Here is a 16,334-nt window from a genome sequence, read left to right as displayed (position 1 = left end):
GTTGGATGCCTTCGCCCAGTTGGGCGCCCCGGCGGCGGAGGAAGCCGACACCGTCCGATCGCTGGCCGAGCTGTTTTTGGACTACGCAGAGAACTGCCTCAGCCGCGGGCCGCTGTGCTGGAGCCCCGGCCAGGTCGCCCTCTTCCTGGAGGACTGGCTGCCCCGCAAGGCGGTACTCGATCAGGCACACCGCCTCCTCCTGCCCGATGTATTGAAGCGATGGGTGACCTTCGCACTCACTGAACGCGGCGTTAAAGAGCCGTGGATCACTCCCGTCGTCACCGCCATCGAGGCGCATGTGCCTGCCTTCCGCGCAGCCTTCGACGACGAGGAGACATGGGGCCCGGCCAAGCAGATTGCGGCCGCCCTCGCCGCGCGGGACGTCGACCTCACCGACCGCGATGCCGTCGACGCCGCCGTGCGCGCCCTGAATGCCGAACGGCTCGCTCAACAACTCATGGACCGGCCCCGGCCGCCCGGCTCCTGACGCACGCCCTGGCACGAAGCGCGCAGCCCCTGCGACTCGCGACAACGGAACACACTGGCAAGAGCAGGCAGGAAGAAGAAATAGTGGAACACAGCGATCCCCCCACCTCCACGATGGTGCCCCAGGTGGCCACGCTGGTGGCACGCAGCGGGGACCTCAAGAGCGAACTGGTGGCCTTCGCACAGGGCCCGCGCTTTGCCCAGCGGCTGGATGCCCGACTCGATGAGGCAGCGGACCGGCTCGGCTTCCTGGACGAGGCGACCGCCATCGACACCATCGACCACTTCGTGCTGCAGCACCGGCTGGCGGACGGCTCGACCGTCCTCGAGCGGTTTACGGCTCAGCGGCGGCCGCCGCTTGGCGAGGACGAGCGGGCGATGCTACTCGGCTGGCGCGACGTGGTGGAGGGAGTCTTCGAGGTCAAGGGCTTTGAAGGGGATGCCATCGTCCTGCACAACCTGCTCGACGACCTCGTCTACCGGGTCCACTCCAACCTGGGGCGGCGTGCCCTGGGCAAGCTCCGCACCGGGATGTTCGTGGCCGCCCGCATCGTGCCCGTGCACCCCGACACCGACGCCTGGCTGATCAGCGGCAACCTCGCCACCTACCCGCCCGGCGACGGACCGCAACTGGCACGGGTTGCAGTCCAGACTCTTACTGCTCATCCGCAGTTGCTGCGCCGTAATCCCGAGATGCTGCGCAGGGCCTGGGAGATGCAGACCGAAGCCCGCGCCGACTTCATCGAGGTGTTCGGTACAGACATGCTCGTCCTGGACCCCGGCGAGGCGCGCCTGCGGATGCGGGAGTACCACCGTCACCGGCAGGACAAGGTTCTGGCCGCACTCGACGATGAGGCCGCCGCGCAGCCGATCAACGGCGGGCCCTCCCTGGACGAGCTCAGCATGCTGCCCGAAGAATTCAGTGACGCGGACACCGTCGCCGTGATCTGTGACGAGACCGAAGGCCTGTGCTACTACGCCGACTTCGGCCAACTCGACGCGTTGTTCGCCGATCCCGCCTTGGCCCGTCACCGCAGCTACCTGGGCCGGCTGCGGGAGTACCTGAGCGACGACTCTGTCTCTCCCATGGTCATCCGCCGTCTGGTCCAGCGGCATCCCGACAACGCCGATGCCGTCTTCCGTGCACTGCTGCGCAAGCCCACGTTCGCCTGGGAGCGGGACGGGGAGGATCTGCTGCGCCGCCGCAAGGCGAAGCACTTCGCGCACGAGCCCCTGCCAACCGTCACCCCGGTCGGCGACCGCCTCGCGGAACTCCTGTGCAGGCAAGGGCGGAAGAGGCGATGAGACTGTCCACCGCCGAACTCGACGCCATGGTCGCCGAGGCGATCGTCGACGCTTACGACGAGTACGAACAGCTCGCCGCCTTCCAAGCGGTCATCGAGAACCGCCTGGCCCTGCCATTCGCCACCGTCGTGCTCGGCGTCACCGTGACCGTCACCGCTATCCAGGACCGGCCCGGCAGCGGCATCGCCGCCCTGTGCAGACACGGTCGGCACGCTCAGGCGATCGGCATCCTCGACCTACCGCTACCCGACCCCGCGCCTGAGGGATGGGCCTGGGTGGAGGCGTATTGCCACTGGGCGGCCTGAGCCGCTCTGGCCTGACCGCGTGGGGCTGCCGGGTACCTCCAGATCAGGACGCCGCCCGACGCATCGAGCTCCGGCGGCGGGGCGTTCCACCCAGCAGGGACCACCGCCATGGGCAAACGACTGCGGCGCGGTGGCCGCAACCAGTGGACGGAACCGCATGTGCGCAGTCTCTTCGATGTGTCCTGGTCCCCTTGCACTTCTGCGGCGATGGGCATCGGTTTCCCCCTGTGGGGTGATCCGTAGCGCTACACCGGACTGGCTTACTGGTACATGTCCTCCCTGCCGACGCGGGGGTGTTGGGTCACCACCGGGCGATGTGCGGCGGGTCGCGAACCGTACTCGACCGTGAACTCGTCGCTCGTCTGCTGGGCCGTAAGCATGTACTTGACCTGCTGGCCGCGCTCACCGAACGGGAGCGAGGGGCTTTGGACCTCATGGCCCAGGGCTGCTTCAACCTCGCCCAGTCCGCGAAGCTGTTCTTGAGCCCCAAGACCTTCGAATCGCATGTGCGGAGCATCAAGCTCAACCTGCCTCAGGACGCCGCCGGCCATCGCCGCTTCCGCGCGGTCCTCGCCTATCTCCGGGCTCGTTGAGAAGGTCGGTGGAAGACTCCGGCAGCGTGGCGGTCTCGTGGCTGGCGCGACCGGGCCAGTCGATGCTCCTGGACGCGCGCCTCGCGAGACGAAGGAGGGTGCCTATCGCATTGCTCTGTCTTGGATTTCGAGGATCGGTGCAGTATTTCAGAGTTCCGCCACTGCCTCCCGCAGGTACATCTCCAGCCGCCTGATCGATGCGGTCACGCCTCTCGTATCGAGCCGGCAGGTGTAGAGACGACGGACGAGTGTGGGCTGCCGCATGGGCAGAACCACGACGCTCGGCGGAGCGTCCAACAGCAACAACCGCGGCAGCAGCGCGACGCCGAGACCCGCCGCGACGAGATTGAGCGCAGTGCGGAAGTCCATGCCATCGAAGTCCAAACGATGTCCGCTTCCCCGGTCGCCGTCGAGGGGCGACGCTGCCAAGTCGCGGACGTCGACCGCTGTGTTGATCCATGCGTCCGACGGCAGGTCGGCTGGGGTGACACTGTCAGCTCCGGCCAGGGGATGACCGACGGGAAGGACGACCATGATCGGATCGTCCATGAGGTGCTCTTGCGTGAGCCCGGCGGGCACTGGCCCGGGAGCGTGTTCGTAGTCGAAGGTGATGGCCAGGTCGATCTCTCCCCGGAACAGCAACGCATGCGTTTCGCGCTGCTCAAGTTCACGGAGTGTGATGTGAACTGCCGGATGGCTCGCACGCAGGCGTGCGAGCGCGGGAGGGACGATGGAGGCTGCCGCCGAGATGAACGCGCCGAGCCGCACCTCGCCGCCGGTTCCGTCCGCGAGCGCCGCGAGCTCGGTGGCAGCGCGACTCATCGACACGCTGATCGCGGCCTCGGTGTCGAGAAGGACCTGCCCGGCCTCGGTCGCACGGACGGGCCGCCGGACCACGACTCGCGCACCGACCCGTCGTTCCAGTTCCGCAACCTGCTGCGAGACCGCGGACTGGGTGTAGCCCAGCTCCTCTGCGGCAGCGGCGAACGAGCCGAGCCGCACGACAGCCGCAAGGGTCACCAGATGCCGCGGATCGAACAACCAAGACATGAAGTTAAGGATAGCTTATCGACCAAGAAGAGATCATTGTTTGTGCTAATCCAGAGGCGTGGCCGACGCTAGACGCATGGACTTCACGCAATTCGACACCGCGATCAACAAACTCCCCCGATGCCGGGTCGGGTTCTACCCCACTCCGTTCCACGCCTTGTCCAACCTGTCGGCGGCGTGCGGGATCAACCTCTTCATGAAGCGCGAGGACCTGGCAGGACCTAGTGCGATCAGCGGAAGCAAGATGCGCCTGGCCGAGTTCATCCTGGGCCGGGCCCTCGAGAACGGAGTGACACACGTCATCACCCAGGGCGAATACCTGACCAACTCGGGTCTGCAGTTCGCCGCCGCCTGCCTGAGCGTAGGAATCACGCCGATCCTGGTGCTGACGCGGAACGTGCCCCGGCATGGTGAGCTCGGCGAGTTCCGCGGCAACTATCTGCTCAACAAGACGATGGGTGTCGAAACCCACGTCATCAACGTCAGCGGCAACGCCTGGCATTCTCCGGACGAGGCCGCGCGGATCACCGACGCCATTGCCATGCGCAAGGCCGAACTTGAAGCGCAGGGGCACGAGGTCCTCGTTGTCGGGACCGGTGGCGCGCACCCCGACGGCTACATCGCGCACGCCCTGTCGCTCCGGGAGATGATTGAACAGTCCGATGCCGCAGGGGTCGAGCTCGACTACGTTTACCACACGATCGGCACCGGGACCGCGCTGCCGGGGATGCTGGCAGCCAAGCTGAGTCTGGGACACCCGGTGAAGTTCCGGTCGATCTCCATCCAGAGGTTGAACGACGGAGACCGGATGAACCCCGGCGTGATTGTCGAACGGACCAAGGCGGTGCTGGCCACCTTGGGTGCGCCCGTACCCGACGACGCGACGATCCGCGCCGAGATCGACATCGACCAGCGCTTCATCGGCGAGGACTACGCCGTCGCGTCCGCCGAAAGTACAGCAGCCATCCGCGAGCTGGCCCGGGCAGAGGGCGTCTTCGTCGGCCCCGTCTACACCGGTAAGGGACTCGCAGGATTGCTCGACCACGCCCGCAGCGGGCGGATCCCCGTCGACAGCAACGTCGCGTTCCTGCACACCGGAGACACCGGCAACCTGTTCGAAATTCCCCAAGTCGTCGGCCACATCGCCGACTGAGCCCGCAGCCTATCAGCCACGATCACCCTTGACCCGCAACGAAAACCCAACCTGGCAACGACCTCGATCACCACCGCAAACGCCCTCAACCGTATGTGGCCCGCGCTCACAAGCCGTCCCGTGCAGCACACCACCTCCAACCACAGGGGTGAAGCTTCCCCTTGATCATGGACACCTGGACACTGGGATCTTGAGGTTCCAGAGGAAGTAGCACCAGGTGGGAAGCAAGTACACGAAGCGGTACACCGAGGAGTTCAAGCGGCATGCGATCGCGCTCGTCGATTTCTCGGGCAGGACGGTCACCGCCTTCGCCCGGGAACTCGGCATCAGCTCCGAGTCCCTGCGCGGCTGGTACCGCCAGGTGAAGGCGGACCGGGGCGAGCGCGGGTCCGGCGAGCTGACCAGCTCCGAGCGCGAAGTGCCTTCGTGAAGCTCGGCATCGCCTCCCGCAGACAGATCCGCACCACGCTGCCCCAGGGCGACTCGGTGGCCACGGCCTGAGGCTCCCTCCCCGGCGTCCATCGTGTCCGAGCGGGAGTCGGTCGGCCTCCGGCAGCTTTCGAGCCCGGGTGCCGGTTGTCGCGTCTGTTCGGTCGAGCTGCGTATGCGTGAGCAGCGGTCCTCGGCGCCGCCCCCATGTCAGGGCACACCGGATGGCCCCTGACGCGTCTCCTCCTCGGATTCAGGTGTTCCGTGGTGGTGGAGCGGGACGACGAAGGCCTGTTCAGCCCTTCACCGGGCTGAACAGGCCTTGCCATGGCCGGAACCGGCCGGATCGGTCGTCAGGCGGTCGCCGCCGCGAAGATGTGGATGATGCCGCCATTCGTCGTGGCGGGCAGTGTCACACTCGCGAGCTGCTTGCCCGCCTGCAGCGCGATGGGCGCGGTGGTGAAGACCTCCGTACCCACCGGGTCCTTGCCGCCACCCTGCACGTCACGGTACGGGGTGTGGATGGCGACCGTGTTGCCGAACGACGGCGTCTGCGAGCCGCCGCCGAGCGTCCAGTCGCTGAAGCCGATTTCGGCCTGCTGGGTGGTGCCGTCGGTGTACGTGAGGGTCGCCGTACCGCTCGCCGCACCTTCCGCCGCACTGCCCAGCAGACTCAGCTTCGTGGCGCCGTCGGCCGACGGTACGGCGAGCACCTGACCGCCCCCGACGACCTCAATGTTGTCGGGTTCACCAGCGGTCGCCGCGGGCCAGGTGAAGTCGAACCCGTTGGAGGAGACCGTGCTTCCCGGCTTCACCCCGGCGGCGGCGAGCGCGGCGGCGGAGTAACTCCAGCCCTCGCCGTCGAAGTTGGCCTGCGGGTTCGCGTCGTCCGCCGAAATACCGTTGCTGTTGACGTTCCACAGCATGCTGTTCTTCGTGGCGACGGTCACCGAGGCGGACGTCTTCGGCAGCGCCGTACCGGACGACGACGTCAGCGTCACCGGGATGGTGTAGAAGCCCTGCTCGGTCCCGGCGGCCGCGGAGACGGAGATCTTCGCGCTGCCGGAACCACCGCTCGGCACCGTGAAGTCACCCTGGGACGGTGTCACTGTGATGCCGGCAGGCGGGGTGGCCGTCCAGTGGACCTGGGTCTCCTGGTCCTGGAGTGCCTGCACCTTGACGGTCGTCGCGACGGCCTCACCGCCGGGCTCGGCCTTGAGCTTCGCCGGGGTGACACCGGTGAAGAACTTCACTCCGCCGCCCGGGAACGACGGCGGGGCATCGGCCTTGGCACTGCCCCACGAGGTGTTGGGCTTGGAGCCGAGCGTGTAGTCCAGGGTGCCGCCGTGGGTGACGAACGAGGCGGGGACCCACGGCTTGTCGGACTTCTTGCCGTCGGTCTTCAGGCTCTGGACGTAGATGTTGTCCGCCGACGCCGCCGGCGCGTTGACCGTGATGGTCTTGTCGTTCCCGGTGTGGATCACGGCGTGCGGGAACAGCGGCGCGGAGAGCACCATGTCGGCGCGGCCGGGCACCTGTGGGTACATGCCCAGCGCCGAGAAGACGTACCAGGACGACATCGTCCCGGCGTCGTCATTGCCGGGTATGCCGCCGGGGGTGTCGGACCACAGCTGGTCCATCTCTGCGCGGACCGTCTCCTGCGTCTTGTACGGCGTTCCGAGGTAGTTGTACAGGTAGGGCGCATTGATGTCGGGCTCGTTGGTCGGGTCGTAGCGCGTGCCGTCCTTGGCCGAGAAGTCGAAGGCGCCGTCGGGGGTGCGGAAGAAGGAGTCGAGCCGGGTCACCGCCGCGTCGTTGCCGCCCATGGCGCTGGCGAGTCCGGCCACATCGGAGTACACCATCCAGGTGTACCGAGCGCTGGTTCCCTCGACGAATCCGCTGCCGGTGCCCGGGGTGAACGTACCCGCCCAGGTGCCGTCGGACTTGCGGTCGCGGATGTAGCCGCCCTGCGGGGTGGCGTTCGGGTCGAAGACGTTGGTCCAATTGCCGGAGCGGGCCAGGAACTTCTTCTCGCTGGCGTGGTCGCCGGTCTGGCCGGCGAGTGTGGAGATGGCGAAGTCGGCCGCTGCGTCCTCGAGCGTCTCGGCGGCGCCGCCCCAGCAGTGGCAGCCGTCGGAGGGTACGTAGCCGAGGGACAGATACTTGTCCAGGGCCGGGCGTTGGCCCACACACTCGACGTTGCAGCCCGCGCTGTCGGAGTCGTTCGCCGTCGGCGCGGTCGCGGCGGTCACCAGTGACTTCAAGGCGCCCTTGACGTCGAAGTCATGACCGCCGAAGGCGTAGATCGCGGCGAGTGCCGCGTCCGACGGGTCGCCGGACATCACGCTCGTCTTGCCGTTCTCCAGCAGCCAGCGGTCCCACTCGCCGTCGCGCTGATTGGCGTAGTTGAACAGGGACTGCGCGTAGTCGCTGCCGGCCTTCGGGTTCAGCAAAGTCATCAGCTGCACCTGGGCGCGGTACTGGTCCCAGCCGGAGAACGTGCCGTACTGCGCTTTCTGCCCCTTGGCCAGCTTGTGAGGCTTGCGGTCGGCGCCCAGGTAGCGGCCGTCGACGTCGCTGGTCAGGGTCGGCTCCAGCATCGAGTGATAGAGCGCGGTGTAGAAGGTGGAGCGCTGGGCGTCGGTGCCGCCGCCCACCTCGATCTTGCTCAGCGCCTGCTTCCAGGCCGAGGCGGCCTGGGACTTGACGGAGCTGAAGGACTTTGCGGGCGGGTTTTCGGCGTGGAGGTTGGCCTCCGCGTTCTGCGGACTGACGTAGGAGATGGCCACCTTCGCCTGGACGTCGGTTGTGCCGCTCGGGAATGTGATGTACGCGCCCGAGCCCTTGCCGGCCACCGGGTTGCCGGACGAGTTGAAGCCCGTTCCGCCCTGGGCGGAGGTGGAGCCCGCCTGGACGGTTCCGTCCGTCCAGGTGCCGACCTTGGCGAACGGCGTGTCGAAGTGCGCCGTGAAGTACAGCGTGTAGAGGTCCTTGCGGTTGTTCGCACTCTGCGGGCCGCAGAAGTTGCCCGCGCTGACCGAACCGGTGACGGTCCTGTCGGCGGCGTTTACCCGCACATCGGCGGCGGTGCTGCCGCTCTCGGAGTTGGACGTACGGAACAGCATGCTGGCGGGCTTGTCGGACGGGAAGCCGAACCGACCCGAGCCGGTTCGGGCGGTGGCCGTCAGTTCGGCGGAAGCACCGCTGTCCAGGCCCACCTTGTAGTAGCCGGCTGATGCGGTCTCATTGGCATGGGAGAAGGTGCTGGCGTACTTGGAGTCGGTGGTGTCGGCCGTGGGCGAGGAGTCGACGTCGCCCACGTACGGCATGATCGGGATGTCGCCGTTGGCTCCGGAGCATCCGACGCCGTTGAGATGCGTGAGGCTGAAGCCCCGGATCTTTGTCGCGTTGTACTGGTAACCGCCCGGAGCGGGTGTCGAGGTCTGGTTGCCGCGGGAGTTCTGCGGGCTCCAGGCCAGCATGCCGAACGGCTGAACGGCACCGGGATAGGTGTTGCCCGCGTTGGACGAGCCGATCAGGGGGTTGACGTAGGAGAGGGGATCCTTGACCTCGCCCCGGCCCGGCGTCGCCGAGGCGGGCGTGACGGTCAAGGCCATCGCCAGGGCCGCCATGGTGGCCGCCGCGACGGATCCGAGAGCTCGTCGTCTGTGACGAGCCCGGCCCTCCACATGAGTCTGACGAACCAATGAGCCTGACACCGCTTCTGCCCTTCGTGTCTGATGGAAGGTCAGGACGCACCAGGAGCACGCGCGTCCGCTCTCTGTTCCGAACTACTGCCGACAACGTTGTCAATGAACGCGAGGATGCTCCCCCCGTATTCGGGCGGTGTCAAGGGTGCCGAAATCCGGTGTTCAGCCCTGCCGTTGTCGAAGATCGCATCCGTGCTGGTGGGGGCTGGTGTGCCAGCTTCGGAGAAAGTCGCGCGTGGAGGCCGGGGGAGGGCTGGTCAGGCCGGCCGCCGGGTCGACCACCGCGACTCGCGTCAGGTCGCCCTCATGGGGAGGGAGGTTGCGGGGTTCGGGCGCTGTGGGTGAGGTCGCCGGGCACCGTGATGCGGCCATGCTTCGTCGACGTGCCGACAACGCTTGTCGCCGTCGTGACAGGTCGCCGATGTGACTCGTGCTGCCGTACTGGCCGTGGAAGCCAAAGAGTTGACGTGGCGCCCGTCCATCTGGATGCGTGGTCTGACCTCGCTTCCGGTGCAATTGATTCCGCGGGTGCGGTAGCCATGCCCTCCGCGTGCCGGGCAGGATCCCCGGGCGCGCGGAGGCAGCGGCTCGGCGAGGAGGCACCGTCAGCCGGTGGCCGGCGTGAAAGACACCGGCAGCGCCTTCGGGCTACGAGTGAAGACTCCCTGCTCGACCGGGTCGAAACCGTCGGCGAGACGGAGGTCGGGCATGGAGTCCAGCAACTGATGCACGCCACCTCGGCCTTGGCCAGCAGCGCGCCTACGCAGAAGTGCCGGCCGAGCGCGAAGGCGAGGTGGTCGGCGGCGGCCGAGAACGCCGAGGTCGTGGTGAGGTCCTCGCGGAAGATGTCGAACGTGTCAGGGTCGCGAAAGCGCTGCTCGTCCCGGTTGGCGGCGCCGATGAGGCAGGTGACGGTGGCGCCGGCAGGGATGGTGCCACCGGTGAGCTCGACATCGGTCGCCGACTGCCGCATGATCATGTGGACCGGCGGGGTGTAGCGGAGGGTCTCCGCGAAGGCGGCGGGGATCAGGTTCCGGTCCGCGCGGACTGCCGCCAACTGGTCGGGGTTGACCAGCAGGTTCGCCAGGATGCTGGCGATCGCCTTGTCGGTGGTCTCCCCGCGGCGGCCAGGAGCAGGCTGCAGAAGGCCTTGATGTCCTCGTCGCTCATGCGGACACCGTCGACCTCGGCGGCACACAGCGTGGACAGCAGGTCGTCACTCAGGTTGTCACGCCGCTCACGGATGATCGGAATCATGTACTCGGCGAATTCCACCCGGGTGCGCTCGCCCGCGCCGGCTACTTCTTTGTCGCCCGAGAGGTTGCCGAGGAAGGCGATGACGGTCGTATACCAGCCGTGGAACCGGGCGTGGTCCGCCTTGTCCAGGCCCAGCATGTCCGCGATGACGGTGACCGGCAAGCGGGTTGCATAGTCCCTGACGATGTCGGCGGACCCAGTGTGCCGGAAGGCGTCGATGAGCTCGCCCGAGTTGCGCTCGATGACCGGCAGGAACCTGTCCTGCAAGTCGCTGCCGCGGAACGCGGGGGCGACAAGAGCCCGGCGCACCGCGTGCTCACGGCCGCTGAGCTGCAGGATCGTCTTGCCGTGTACCGGCTCGAGCTGCCAGTCGTAGTTGTCGGTGGTGAACTGGGCCGTCTTGTCCTTGAAGACGGCTTCGACGTCCTCGTAGCGGGAGATGATGAAGCTCTGGGTGGCCTCGTGCCACATCAGGGGCTGTTCCTGCCTCATCACCGCGTAGGCGGGGTAGGGATCCGCAGCGAACTCGGGCGAAAGGATGTCGGGAATTGCCTGGGCAGCGGACATGGAACTTCTTGGGTAGATGCCTGCCGTCAGACGCCAGGTTATGGATCTTTTGACGTCGCAAACAGCCGAGCACCGGCGGGAGTTGAGCTTCGCATGCTGTGCCGTCGACACCATCACGCCACGGCCGCCACCCACGAGTCCCTCAAGTTGAACACCAGGGCGTTGCCGGATCGCGGTCAGCACAGCGGGTGGAAGTCGCTCACGTGCGTGTCCTCCTGGCCCAGGACTTGTCCGGTCGGTCAGGTGCGGAGCGAGATGACGAGGGCTGCAGCGAGTCCGTGGCCCGTTGTGAGCTCCGCACGCGATCACCCGCAGGCCCAATACCGGTGCGGATTACTACAGTTGCTGTGCTGGTCGCGCCCGTGCGGCCGGATCCGTTCTCGAAGGAGCCCTTAAGGTGCGTATACGAAGACGTGCGGCGGGTGTCGCGCTCATCCTGGCGACCGCGTCGTTCAATCTGCTCGGTGCCCCCGGCACGGCAGCGGCACAGCCCCAGGGCGGCATCGTTCTGCCCGTGCGCTCTCACTGGCAGACCCTCGCCGACAGCCGCCATGTGTACGTCAGCGCGCCCGGCGACGACGCGGTCCTGGCCACCGACCACGACGGGCAGGTCGTGAAGAAGGTGGAGGGTCTCGAAGGTGCGCGGGGCATGGCCGAGTCGGCCGACGAGTCCACCCTGTACGTGGCGCTCCCGGACGCTGACGCGATCTCCGTCATCGACACCGCGACCTTGACCGAGACGCGGCGCATCTCAACCGGGGCCGGCACCGAACCGGAAAGCCTCGCCCTCGCCGGCGGCCGGCTGTTCTTCGGCTACCAGGCCACCGTCTTCGACGCCGGCATCGGGTCGGTCGCCATCGCCGAGACGACCCCGACCGTCAGCCTGGACGACAACCCCGTCTGGTACGGCAAGCCGCGACTTGCCTCGTCGCCGGGCGCACCCGCCCGGCTCGTCGCCGCGGAGAGCCAGGGCGCCGCGGGCGTGCGCGTGTACGACGTGAGCTCCGGCACGCTTCAGGAGACCGCCTACAGCGATGCCGTCGGCGATGTCGAAGACGTGGCGGTGACGCCGGACGGCAGCAGCGCGATTACCGCGAACGGCTCCAACTACTACCACCAGCGGTGGCGCCTGTCGGACCTGACGGAGGAGGCGCAGTACGCCACCGGCCCCTATCCCAACTCCGTCGCTGTCGACTCCCACGGCACGGTCGCCGCGGGGATCGTGGCGGGAGGGGAGTGGGACGTCTACATCTATCGTCCGGGTGAGACGGCCGCGTACCGCACGGTCGCGTTGTCGCCGGGGTACGCGGATCTGCTCGACCGAGGCGTGGCCTGGGCGCCCGACGGCAACAGGCTGTTCACCACCCGCTTCCCCTACTCGGGCGAGGTCATTCTCGACATCGTCACCGACGTCGCCAAGGCATCCAGCACGATCACTCTGTCCGCCCCGCCGACGAATCCCGTCGGCACGCCGGTCACCGTGACGGGGAAACTGACCTCGCTGGCCCCCTTCCCCAAGCACAGAACGGTCACGGTGACGCGCAACGGTGTGCAGCTGCCGGATGTGAAGGTCAGAGGAAACGGCACCTTCAGCTTCAGTGACACCCCGCCCGACTGGAACACGTATCCCCAGTACACGGTCACCTACGCGGGCGACGCCCAGCATGTGCCCGGCACGGCGACCGTCATGGTCGAGTTCGTCGGCTGACCGGCCAGGCAGTTTGCCCGAGCCCGTCACAACGGTGTGGGGCCGGTGTCCTCCGGGACACCGGCCCCACACCTGGGTGTCGCCAAAGCCGGGCGCCGCACTTGCCTGAGAAGGCCAAGTGCCGCGCACAGTTACGAAATGCCCGCCGGGACCGGGCACAGACGTGTCGCCAACGTCAAGTGCGTGACACTCGAGGGGCCCCGCCTGGTCTCGGGGCCCCTCGAGCGGGTGCGACGTTCGAAGGGGGGATCGAACAGGCGCACCACCAGGACCAACGAACCACGTCCGCACCGGTCACGCCGACGACCCTGAGTCGCGACATCCGCGAGCTGCGGACCGGAGCGCTCAGACGGGTTCCAGGAGGTCCACGACGGACAACCCGGTTTCGCCGTCCAAGAGGCTGAGGGTGACTTCGGCACGCGCCGCGAGGTCGAACGGAGCGAGGCCTTCGGCGTAGGCAGCATGGACGATGCGGTCCAATCCCGCCCCGACCAGCGGAGCGGCCGTGCGCAGGGAGGCAGCCAAGGCGACACTCTGGGTGGCTCCGCCGTGCAGGATGAGGTTCCGGGTCCGGTACAGCCGCCGCAGCGCGACACGAAAAGCACGGGCGACGCCCGCCAGCACGGTCCGCGGGTTGTGCACCAGTTCGGTCCTGCGCTGCGCGGCGGGCGCGTCCATGTACTTCGTGGACGCGCCGGTGAAGTCCAGCGCGCCGGCACCCCGCTCACGCGCCCAGGCCTGCAGGTGGCTCGCGCTGTACCGGCGCAACGCTCCGAACCGGTCGAACACCTCCCGCGAGGAGCAGACTCTGCCGCCGGCGACGGTGCACCGGGCGGGTACGACGGTCACGGTGCTAGCGCGGGCGGTGCTGCTGCTGCGGGTCTCGGAGTGAGAGTGTCGCGTGACACCGGGCGGACCGGAAGGACCGGCCCTAAGAGCCATCACGTAATGCGGGCCGGAGCCTGCTGCCCCGCCAGGGGTGCCTGTTTACGGGAGGTCGATTTTGAGGTTGTGGAGTGCGGCAACGCCAGCGACGGCGTGGTTGACCGCGTCGCTGCGGCGCCTGCATTGGCGGAGGATCTGGTGGTCATTGAGTCGGGCGATGGTGTGTTCTGCGGCGGCGCGGCGTTTGCGGAACCGGCGGTAGGTACGGTCTTTGATGAGGCGACCGTCGAGGCCTCGGCGTGGCGTTCGGATGCGGTCGCAGCCTCGGTAGCCGCCGTCGCCGGACAGGCGGGGATGGTCAGGGAGTGTTTTCTGGAGGGTTTCGCGGAAAACGACGTTGTCGTTGCGGTTGCCGGGCCAGGCGTCTCCGACGGCGACGACTCTGCGGTCGCGGGCCCGGCAGAGGATCTGCACGTTGACGCTGCGCCGGTAGTTCTTGCTCTTCGCTGTGCGCTGCTGGTCGTGGACGGGGATCAGCGTTCCGTCGACAATCCACAGCTCCCGCCGGTCAGTCGGTGGTGGTCCGAGGAGCTCTGCGAGCCGACTCATGACCCGGTGGGCGGCGGCGTGGGAGACGCCGAAGAGGGAGCCGAGTTGCTGCATGGTGAGGTTGGTCCGGTAGGCCAGAACAACGAGGAGGACCCGGTCGGCGAACGGCAGTGACCAGGGCCTACCGGCCCGTATCGGGTGCGAGGTCCCACAACTGCCCAACGAGATGCTGCATTTGGGGCCCGGTCAGTCCTGTCCAGGCACGAAGGTCGGCCGACGTGCAGCGGGCAAGACGCAGGTGCAGGAAGGCCATCGTAGAGACCGAAGTCCTGTCGTGGCACGGGGCGTTGTCAGTGGGGTCTTGTAGCTTTGGCGTTGGTTGCCGCGCTGGTCAAACTGCGGACAAGGACGGCGTCCGACATGAGGCGAAGAAGGAGGTGGAGCATCGGTGACCACAGAACTGCGTGACACCGCAGCCTCCTTCGATGCTGCTCCTGCTCGCCGATACCGGGGAAAGAACAAGGGGAAGCGCTGGACGCGAGGCGCGGACATCGAGCTTGCGGTGATCCGTCTGCCGCTCGATGTCCACGATCCCGGCATCCGGCACCGGACCGAGGGTCTGTTCTCGGCGATGTGGTCCGTCAAACGCGCACTGCAGCGTGACGCGCGGGACGCCGTCGACGCGTACTGGGCCGGCGATGTCCGCCGCGAGACGGACGCGAAAGCCTGGCGGCTGGAGCTGGGTCTGTCCCGGGGAGGGATGGAACGCCGCGCCTACCGACACATGGAAAACTCGAGGCACCTCGCCCATCACGTCACCAAAGCACTGGTGATGCACCAGGCAGACGAGGTCTTCGAGACTTCCGTGAGCCGGCATCTGTTCCCGGACTCTTCCGGCCGCACGCACGGCCGGCCTCGCGCGGGCCGGTGGTGGGACTACACCTCCATCCCAGGCCGCGCCCGCTCCCACACCACCTCGCGGAAGTGGGAAACATTCCGGCTGCACGGCACCCTGGCCGGGCACCTGGACACCTACCGGAACCGCAACCTCGACCGTACGGTCACCACCCCGGAGCAGGCTGCCGCGCTTCCTCCAGGGACCGGGGTGCTCGAGCAGCCTCGGCACCTGCCTGCTCCTATGCGCCCCACGGGACGTATTCAGACGGGCGAGGTGACGGCGAGGAACACGACGAAGACGCGGGCCGCGACGTGGTGGGACCACACCGGGCCTTTGACCGTCGTGTTCACCGGCGGCGCCGATTCACGTCGTGGTGACCTGGTCCTGCCCGTCCGCCTGCCCTCGGGTTCGGGCCGCTGGCCGCGCCTGGTGCACTTCCTGACCAATCCCGATACCTGGCACAAGATCGACCTCGTGCGCCGCCGCGACACCTCAGCGCCGGGCGGGTGGGCGTACGAAGCCCACCTGATGGTCCTGACCGGCGGCTACGCGTCCCCCGCCACGAAGGCCCGCCGCACGGCGGCGGCCGCACTCGAGCGGGTCGGGGGGATCGACGGCAACGTCTCCAACCTCTCCATCGTCTCCTTCCCCAACACGTTCGACCCCGCCGACGGTGACGTCGAAACAACCCGTATCGAGCCCAGCGACGCGGAGCTTGCCGCGCTGGCGGAGGCCCGGCGCAAGGACCGCGGCCGCAGACGCGCCCTCGACCGCTCCCGCCGAGCTTTCAACCCCGGCCAGTACCAGCCGTCGAAGCGCCAACAAGCCCGGGCCGAACGGCGCCGGGCCGCGAGCCTTCCCGCACGGACCGTCGAAACGCCCGGCGGGGCAAGGGCAGCGAACAAGGCTGGGGTGCCCAAGCAGCCCTTCCGGCGCGACAGCCTGTCAGCCGGCTTCCGGCTCAACCGGGCTCGCCTTGCCGAAGCCGCCGCCACGCAGGCGGCGGCAAAAGACCACCGCGCCCGCCGCATCGCCGAAGACATCACCGCCGCCCACGGCGCGAACCTGATCGTCGAGGACTGCGATATCCGCACCTGGTACCGCAGGTGGGGCAAAGCACTGCAGGCCACCACACCCGGGCGGCTCATCACCGCTATTGGCCGGGAATGCGAGACGACCGGCGGGCGGATGCTCCGGGGCTCCACCTTCACCACCAAACTCTCCCAGGCCTGCTTCTGCGGCGAGCGCGTTCCCAAAACCCTCGCCGACCGGATCCACCACTGCCCCGCCTGCGGGCTGACCGGCGACCGAGACAAGGTCTCCGCCGCCCTCTGCGCCCACGTCCACCTCACCGACCCTGACGACCCAAGCACCGCGCGCCTGGACCGCCCCGTGATCATCATGGTGTGACTCAAGTTGAATACGGGGCGGTCGGCACC

Annotated in this window: 12 protein-coding genes and 1 pseudogene; 8 read left to right on the top strand and 5 right to left on the bottom strand. The window is 67.8% G+C overall.

Annotation, left to right across the window (positions count from 1 at the left end; translation table 11 throughout):
• From ACWDA7_RS41465 to ACWDA7_RS41450, 4 genes are all read left to right on the top strand, one after another.
• The coding region (locus ACWDA7_RS41465; RefSeq protein WP_450611834.1) for a hypothetical protein at positions 1–487 on the top strand (487 nt) is incomplete at its 5' end.
• An 83-nt stretch (positions 488–570) separates the two neighbouring features.
• A complete protein-coding gene (locus ACWDA7_RS41460) occupies positions 571–1,791 on the top strand; it encodes a hypothetical protein (protein WP_450611832.1) in 1,221 nt (406 codons plus the stop codon).
• On the top strand, positions 1,788–2,096 hold the full coding sequence (locus tag ACWDA7_RS41455) for a hypothetical protein (protein ID WP_450611830.1): 309 nt from the start codon (positions 1,788–1,790) through the stop codon (positions 2,094–2,096). The genes ACWDA7_RS41460 and ACWDA7_RS41455 overlap by 4 nt, the downstream gene beginning before the upstream one ends.
• A 314-nt stretch (positions 2,097–2,410) precedes the next feature.
• A complete protein-coding gene (locus ACWDA7_RS41450) occupies positions 2,411–2,689 on the top strand; it encodes a LuxR C-terminal-related transcriptional regulator (protein WP_450611828.1) in 279 nt (92 codons plus the stop codon).
• A 147-nt stretch (positions 2,690–2,836) separates the two neighbouring features.
• Here the strand turns inward: ACWDA7_RS41450 and ACWDA7_RS41445 are convergent, their stop codons facing one another.
• Positions 2,837–3,739 (bottom strand): LysR family transcriptional regulator, encoded by a 903-nt coding sequence (locus ACWDA7_RS41445; RefSeq protein ID WP_450611826.1) that lies wholly within the window; start codon positions 3,737–3,739, stop codon positions 2,837–2,839.
• A 76-nt stretch (positions 3,740–3,815) separates the two neighbouring features.
• On the opposite strand from ACWDA7_RS41445, the gene ACWDA7_RS41440 reads away from it, so the two are divergent.
• Positions 3,816–4,892 carry a 1-aminocyclopropane-1-carboxylate deaminase/D-cysteine desulfhydrase gene (locus tag ACWDA7_RS41440; protein WP_450611824.1) on the top strand — a complete coding sequence of 359 codons (1,077 nt, stop codon included), beginning with the start codon at positions 3,816–3,818 and terminating at the stop codon, positions 4,890–4,892.
• A 217-nt stretch (positions 4,893–5,109) separates the two neighbouring features.
• Complete coding sequence (locus ACWDA7_RS41435; RefSeq protein WP_450611822.1) at positions 5,110–5,322, top strand: transposase; 213 nt, start codon at positions 5,110–5,112, stop codon at positions 5,320–5,322.
• Positions 5,323–5,674: 352 nt separating this feature from the next.
• On the opposite strand, the gene ACWDA7_RS41430 is transcribed toward ACWDA7_RS41435, so the two are convergent.
• Together ACWDA7_RS41430 and ACWDA7_RS41425 are read right to left on the bottom strand one after the other, a co-directional pair.
• Positions 5,675–8,953 carry a GH92 family glycosyl hydrolase gene (locus ACWDA7_RS41430; RefSeq protein ID WP_450611820.1) on the bottom strand — a complete coding sequence of 1,093 codons (3,279 nt, stop codon included), beginning with the start codon at positions 8,951–8,953 and terminating at the stop codon, positions 5,675–5,677.
• Between the two features lie 683 nt (positions 8,954–9,636).
• Positions 9,637–10,855 (bottom strand): annotated as a pseudogene (locus ACWDA7_RS41425) (cytochrome P450).
• A gap of 397 nt (positions 10,856–11,252) precedes the next feature.
• On the opposite strand from ACWDA7_RS41425, the gene ACWDA7_RS41420 reads away from it, so the two are divergent.
• Positions 11,253–12,563, top strand: coding sequence for a hypothetical protein (locus tag ACWDA7_RS41420; RefSeq protein WP_450611818.1), 1,311 nt, complete (start codon positions 11,253–11,255; stop codon positions 12,561–12,563).
• 345 nt (positions 12,564–12,908) lie between these two features.
• On the opposite strand, the gene ACWDA7_RS41415 is transcribed toward ACWDA7_RS41420, so the two are convergent.
• Both ACWDA7_RS41415 and ACWDA7_RS41410 read right to left on the bottom strand, forming a co-directional pair.
• A complete protein-coding gene (locus ACWDA7_RS41415) occupies positions 12,909–13,412 on the bottom strand; it encodes a hypothetical protein (RefSeq protein ID WP_450611836.1) in 504 nt (167 codons plus the stop codon).
• A gap of 138 nt (positions 13,413–13,550) precedes the next feature.
• On the bottom strand, positions 13,551–14,219 hold the full coding sequence (locus ACWDA7_RS41410; RefSeq protein WP_450611816.1) for a transposase: 669 nt from the start codon (positions 14,217–14,219) through the stop codon (positions 13,551–13,553).
• A 226-nt stretch (positions 14,220–14,445) separates the two neighbouring features.
• On the opposite strand from ACWDA7_RS41410, the gene ACWDA7_RS41405 reads away from it, so the two are divergent.
• A complete protein-coding gene (locus tag ACWDA7_RS41405) occupies positions 14,446–16,305 on the top strand; it encodes a transposase (protein ID WP_450611814.1) in 1,860 nt (619 codons plus the stop codon).
• Positions 16,306–16,334: the final 29 nt, after the last annotated feature.

It is taken from the genome of Streptomyces sp. NPDC001156 (genome assembly GCF_053598275.1).
The sequence above is the reverse complement of the archived record's forward strand: the minus strand, read 5'-3'. Positions and strand labels throughout refer to the sequence as shown.

Bases quoted from the DNA above. Each gene is read 5' to 3' on its own strand.
- ACWDA7_RS41455 (WP_450611830.1), top strand. From the start codon at position 1,788: ATGAGACTGTCCACCGCCGAACTCGACGCCATGGTCGCCGAGGCGATC.
- ACWDA7_RS41450 (WP_450611828.1), top strand. From the start codon at position 2,411: ATGTGCGGCGGGTCGCGAACCGTACTCGACCGTGAACTCGTCGCTCGT.
- ACWDA7_RS41445 (WP_450611826.1), bottom strand. From the start codon at position 3,739: ATGTCTTGGTTGTTCGATCCGCGGCATCTGGTGACCCTTGCGGCTGTC.
- ACWDA7_RS41440 (WP_450611824.1), top strand. From the start codon at position 3,816: ATGGACTTCACGCAATTCGACACCGCGATCAACAAACTCCCCCGATGC.
- ACWDA7_RS41430 (WP_450611820.1), bottom strand. From the start codon at position 8,953: ATGGCGGCCCTGGCGATGGCCTTGACCGTCACGCCCGCCTCGGCGACG.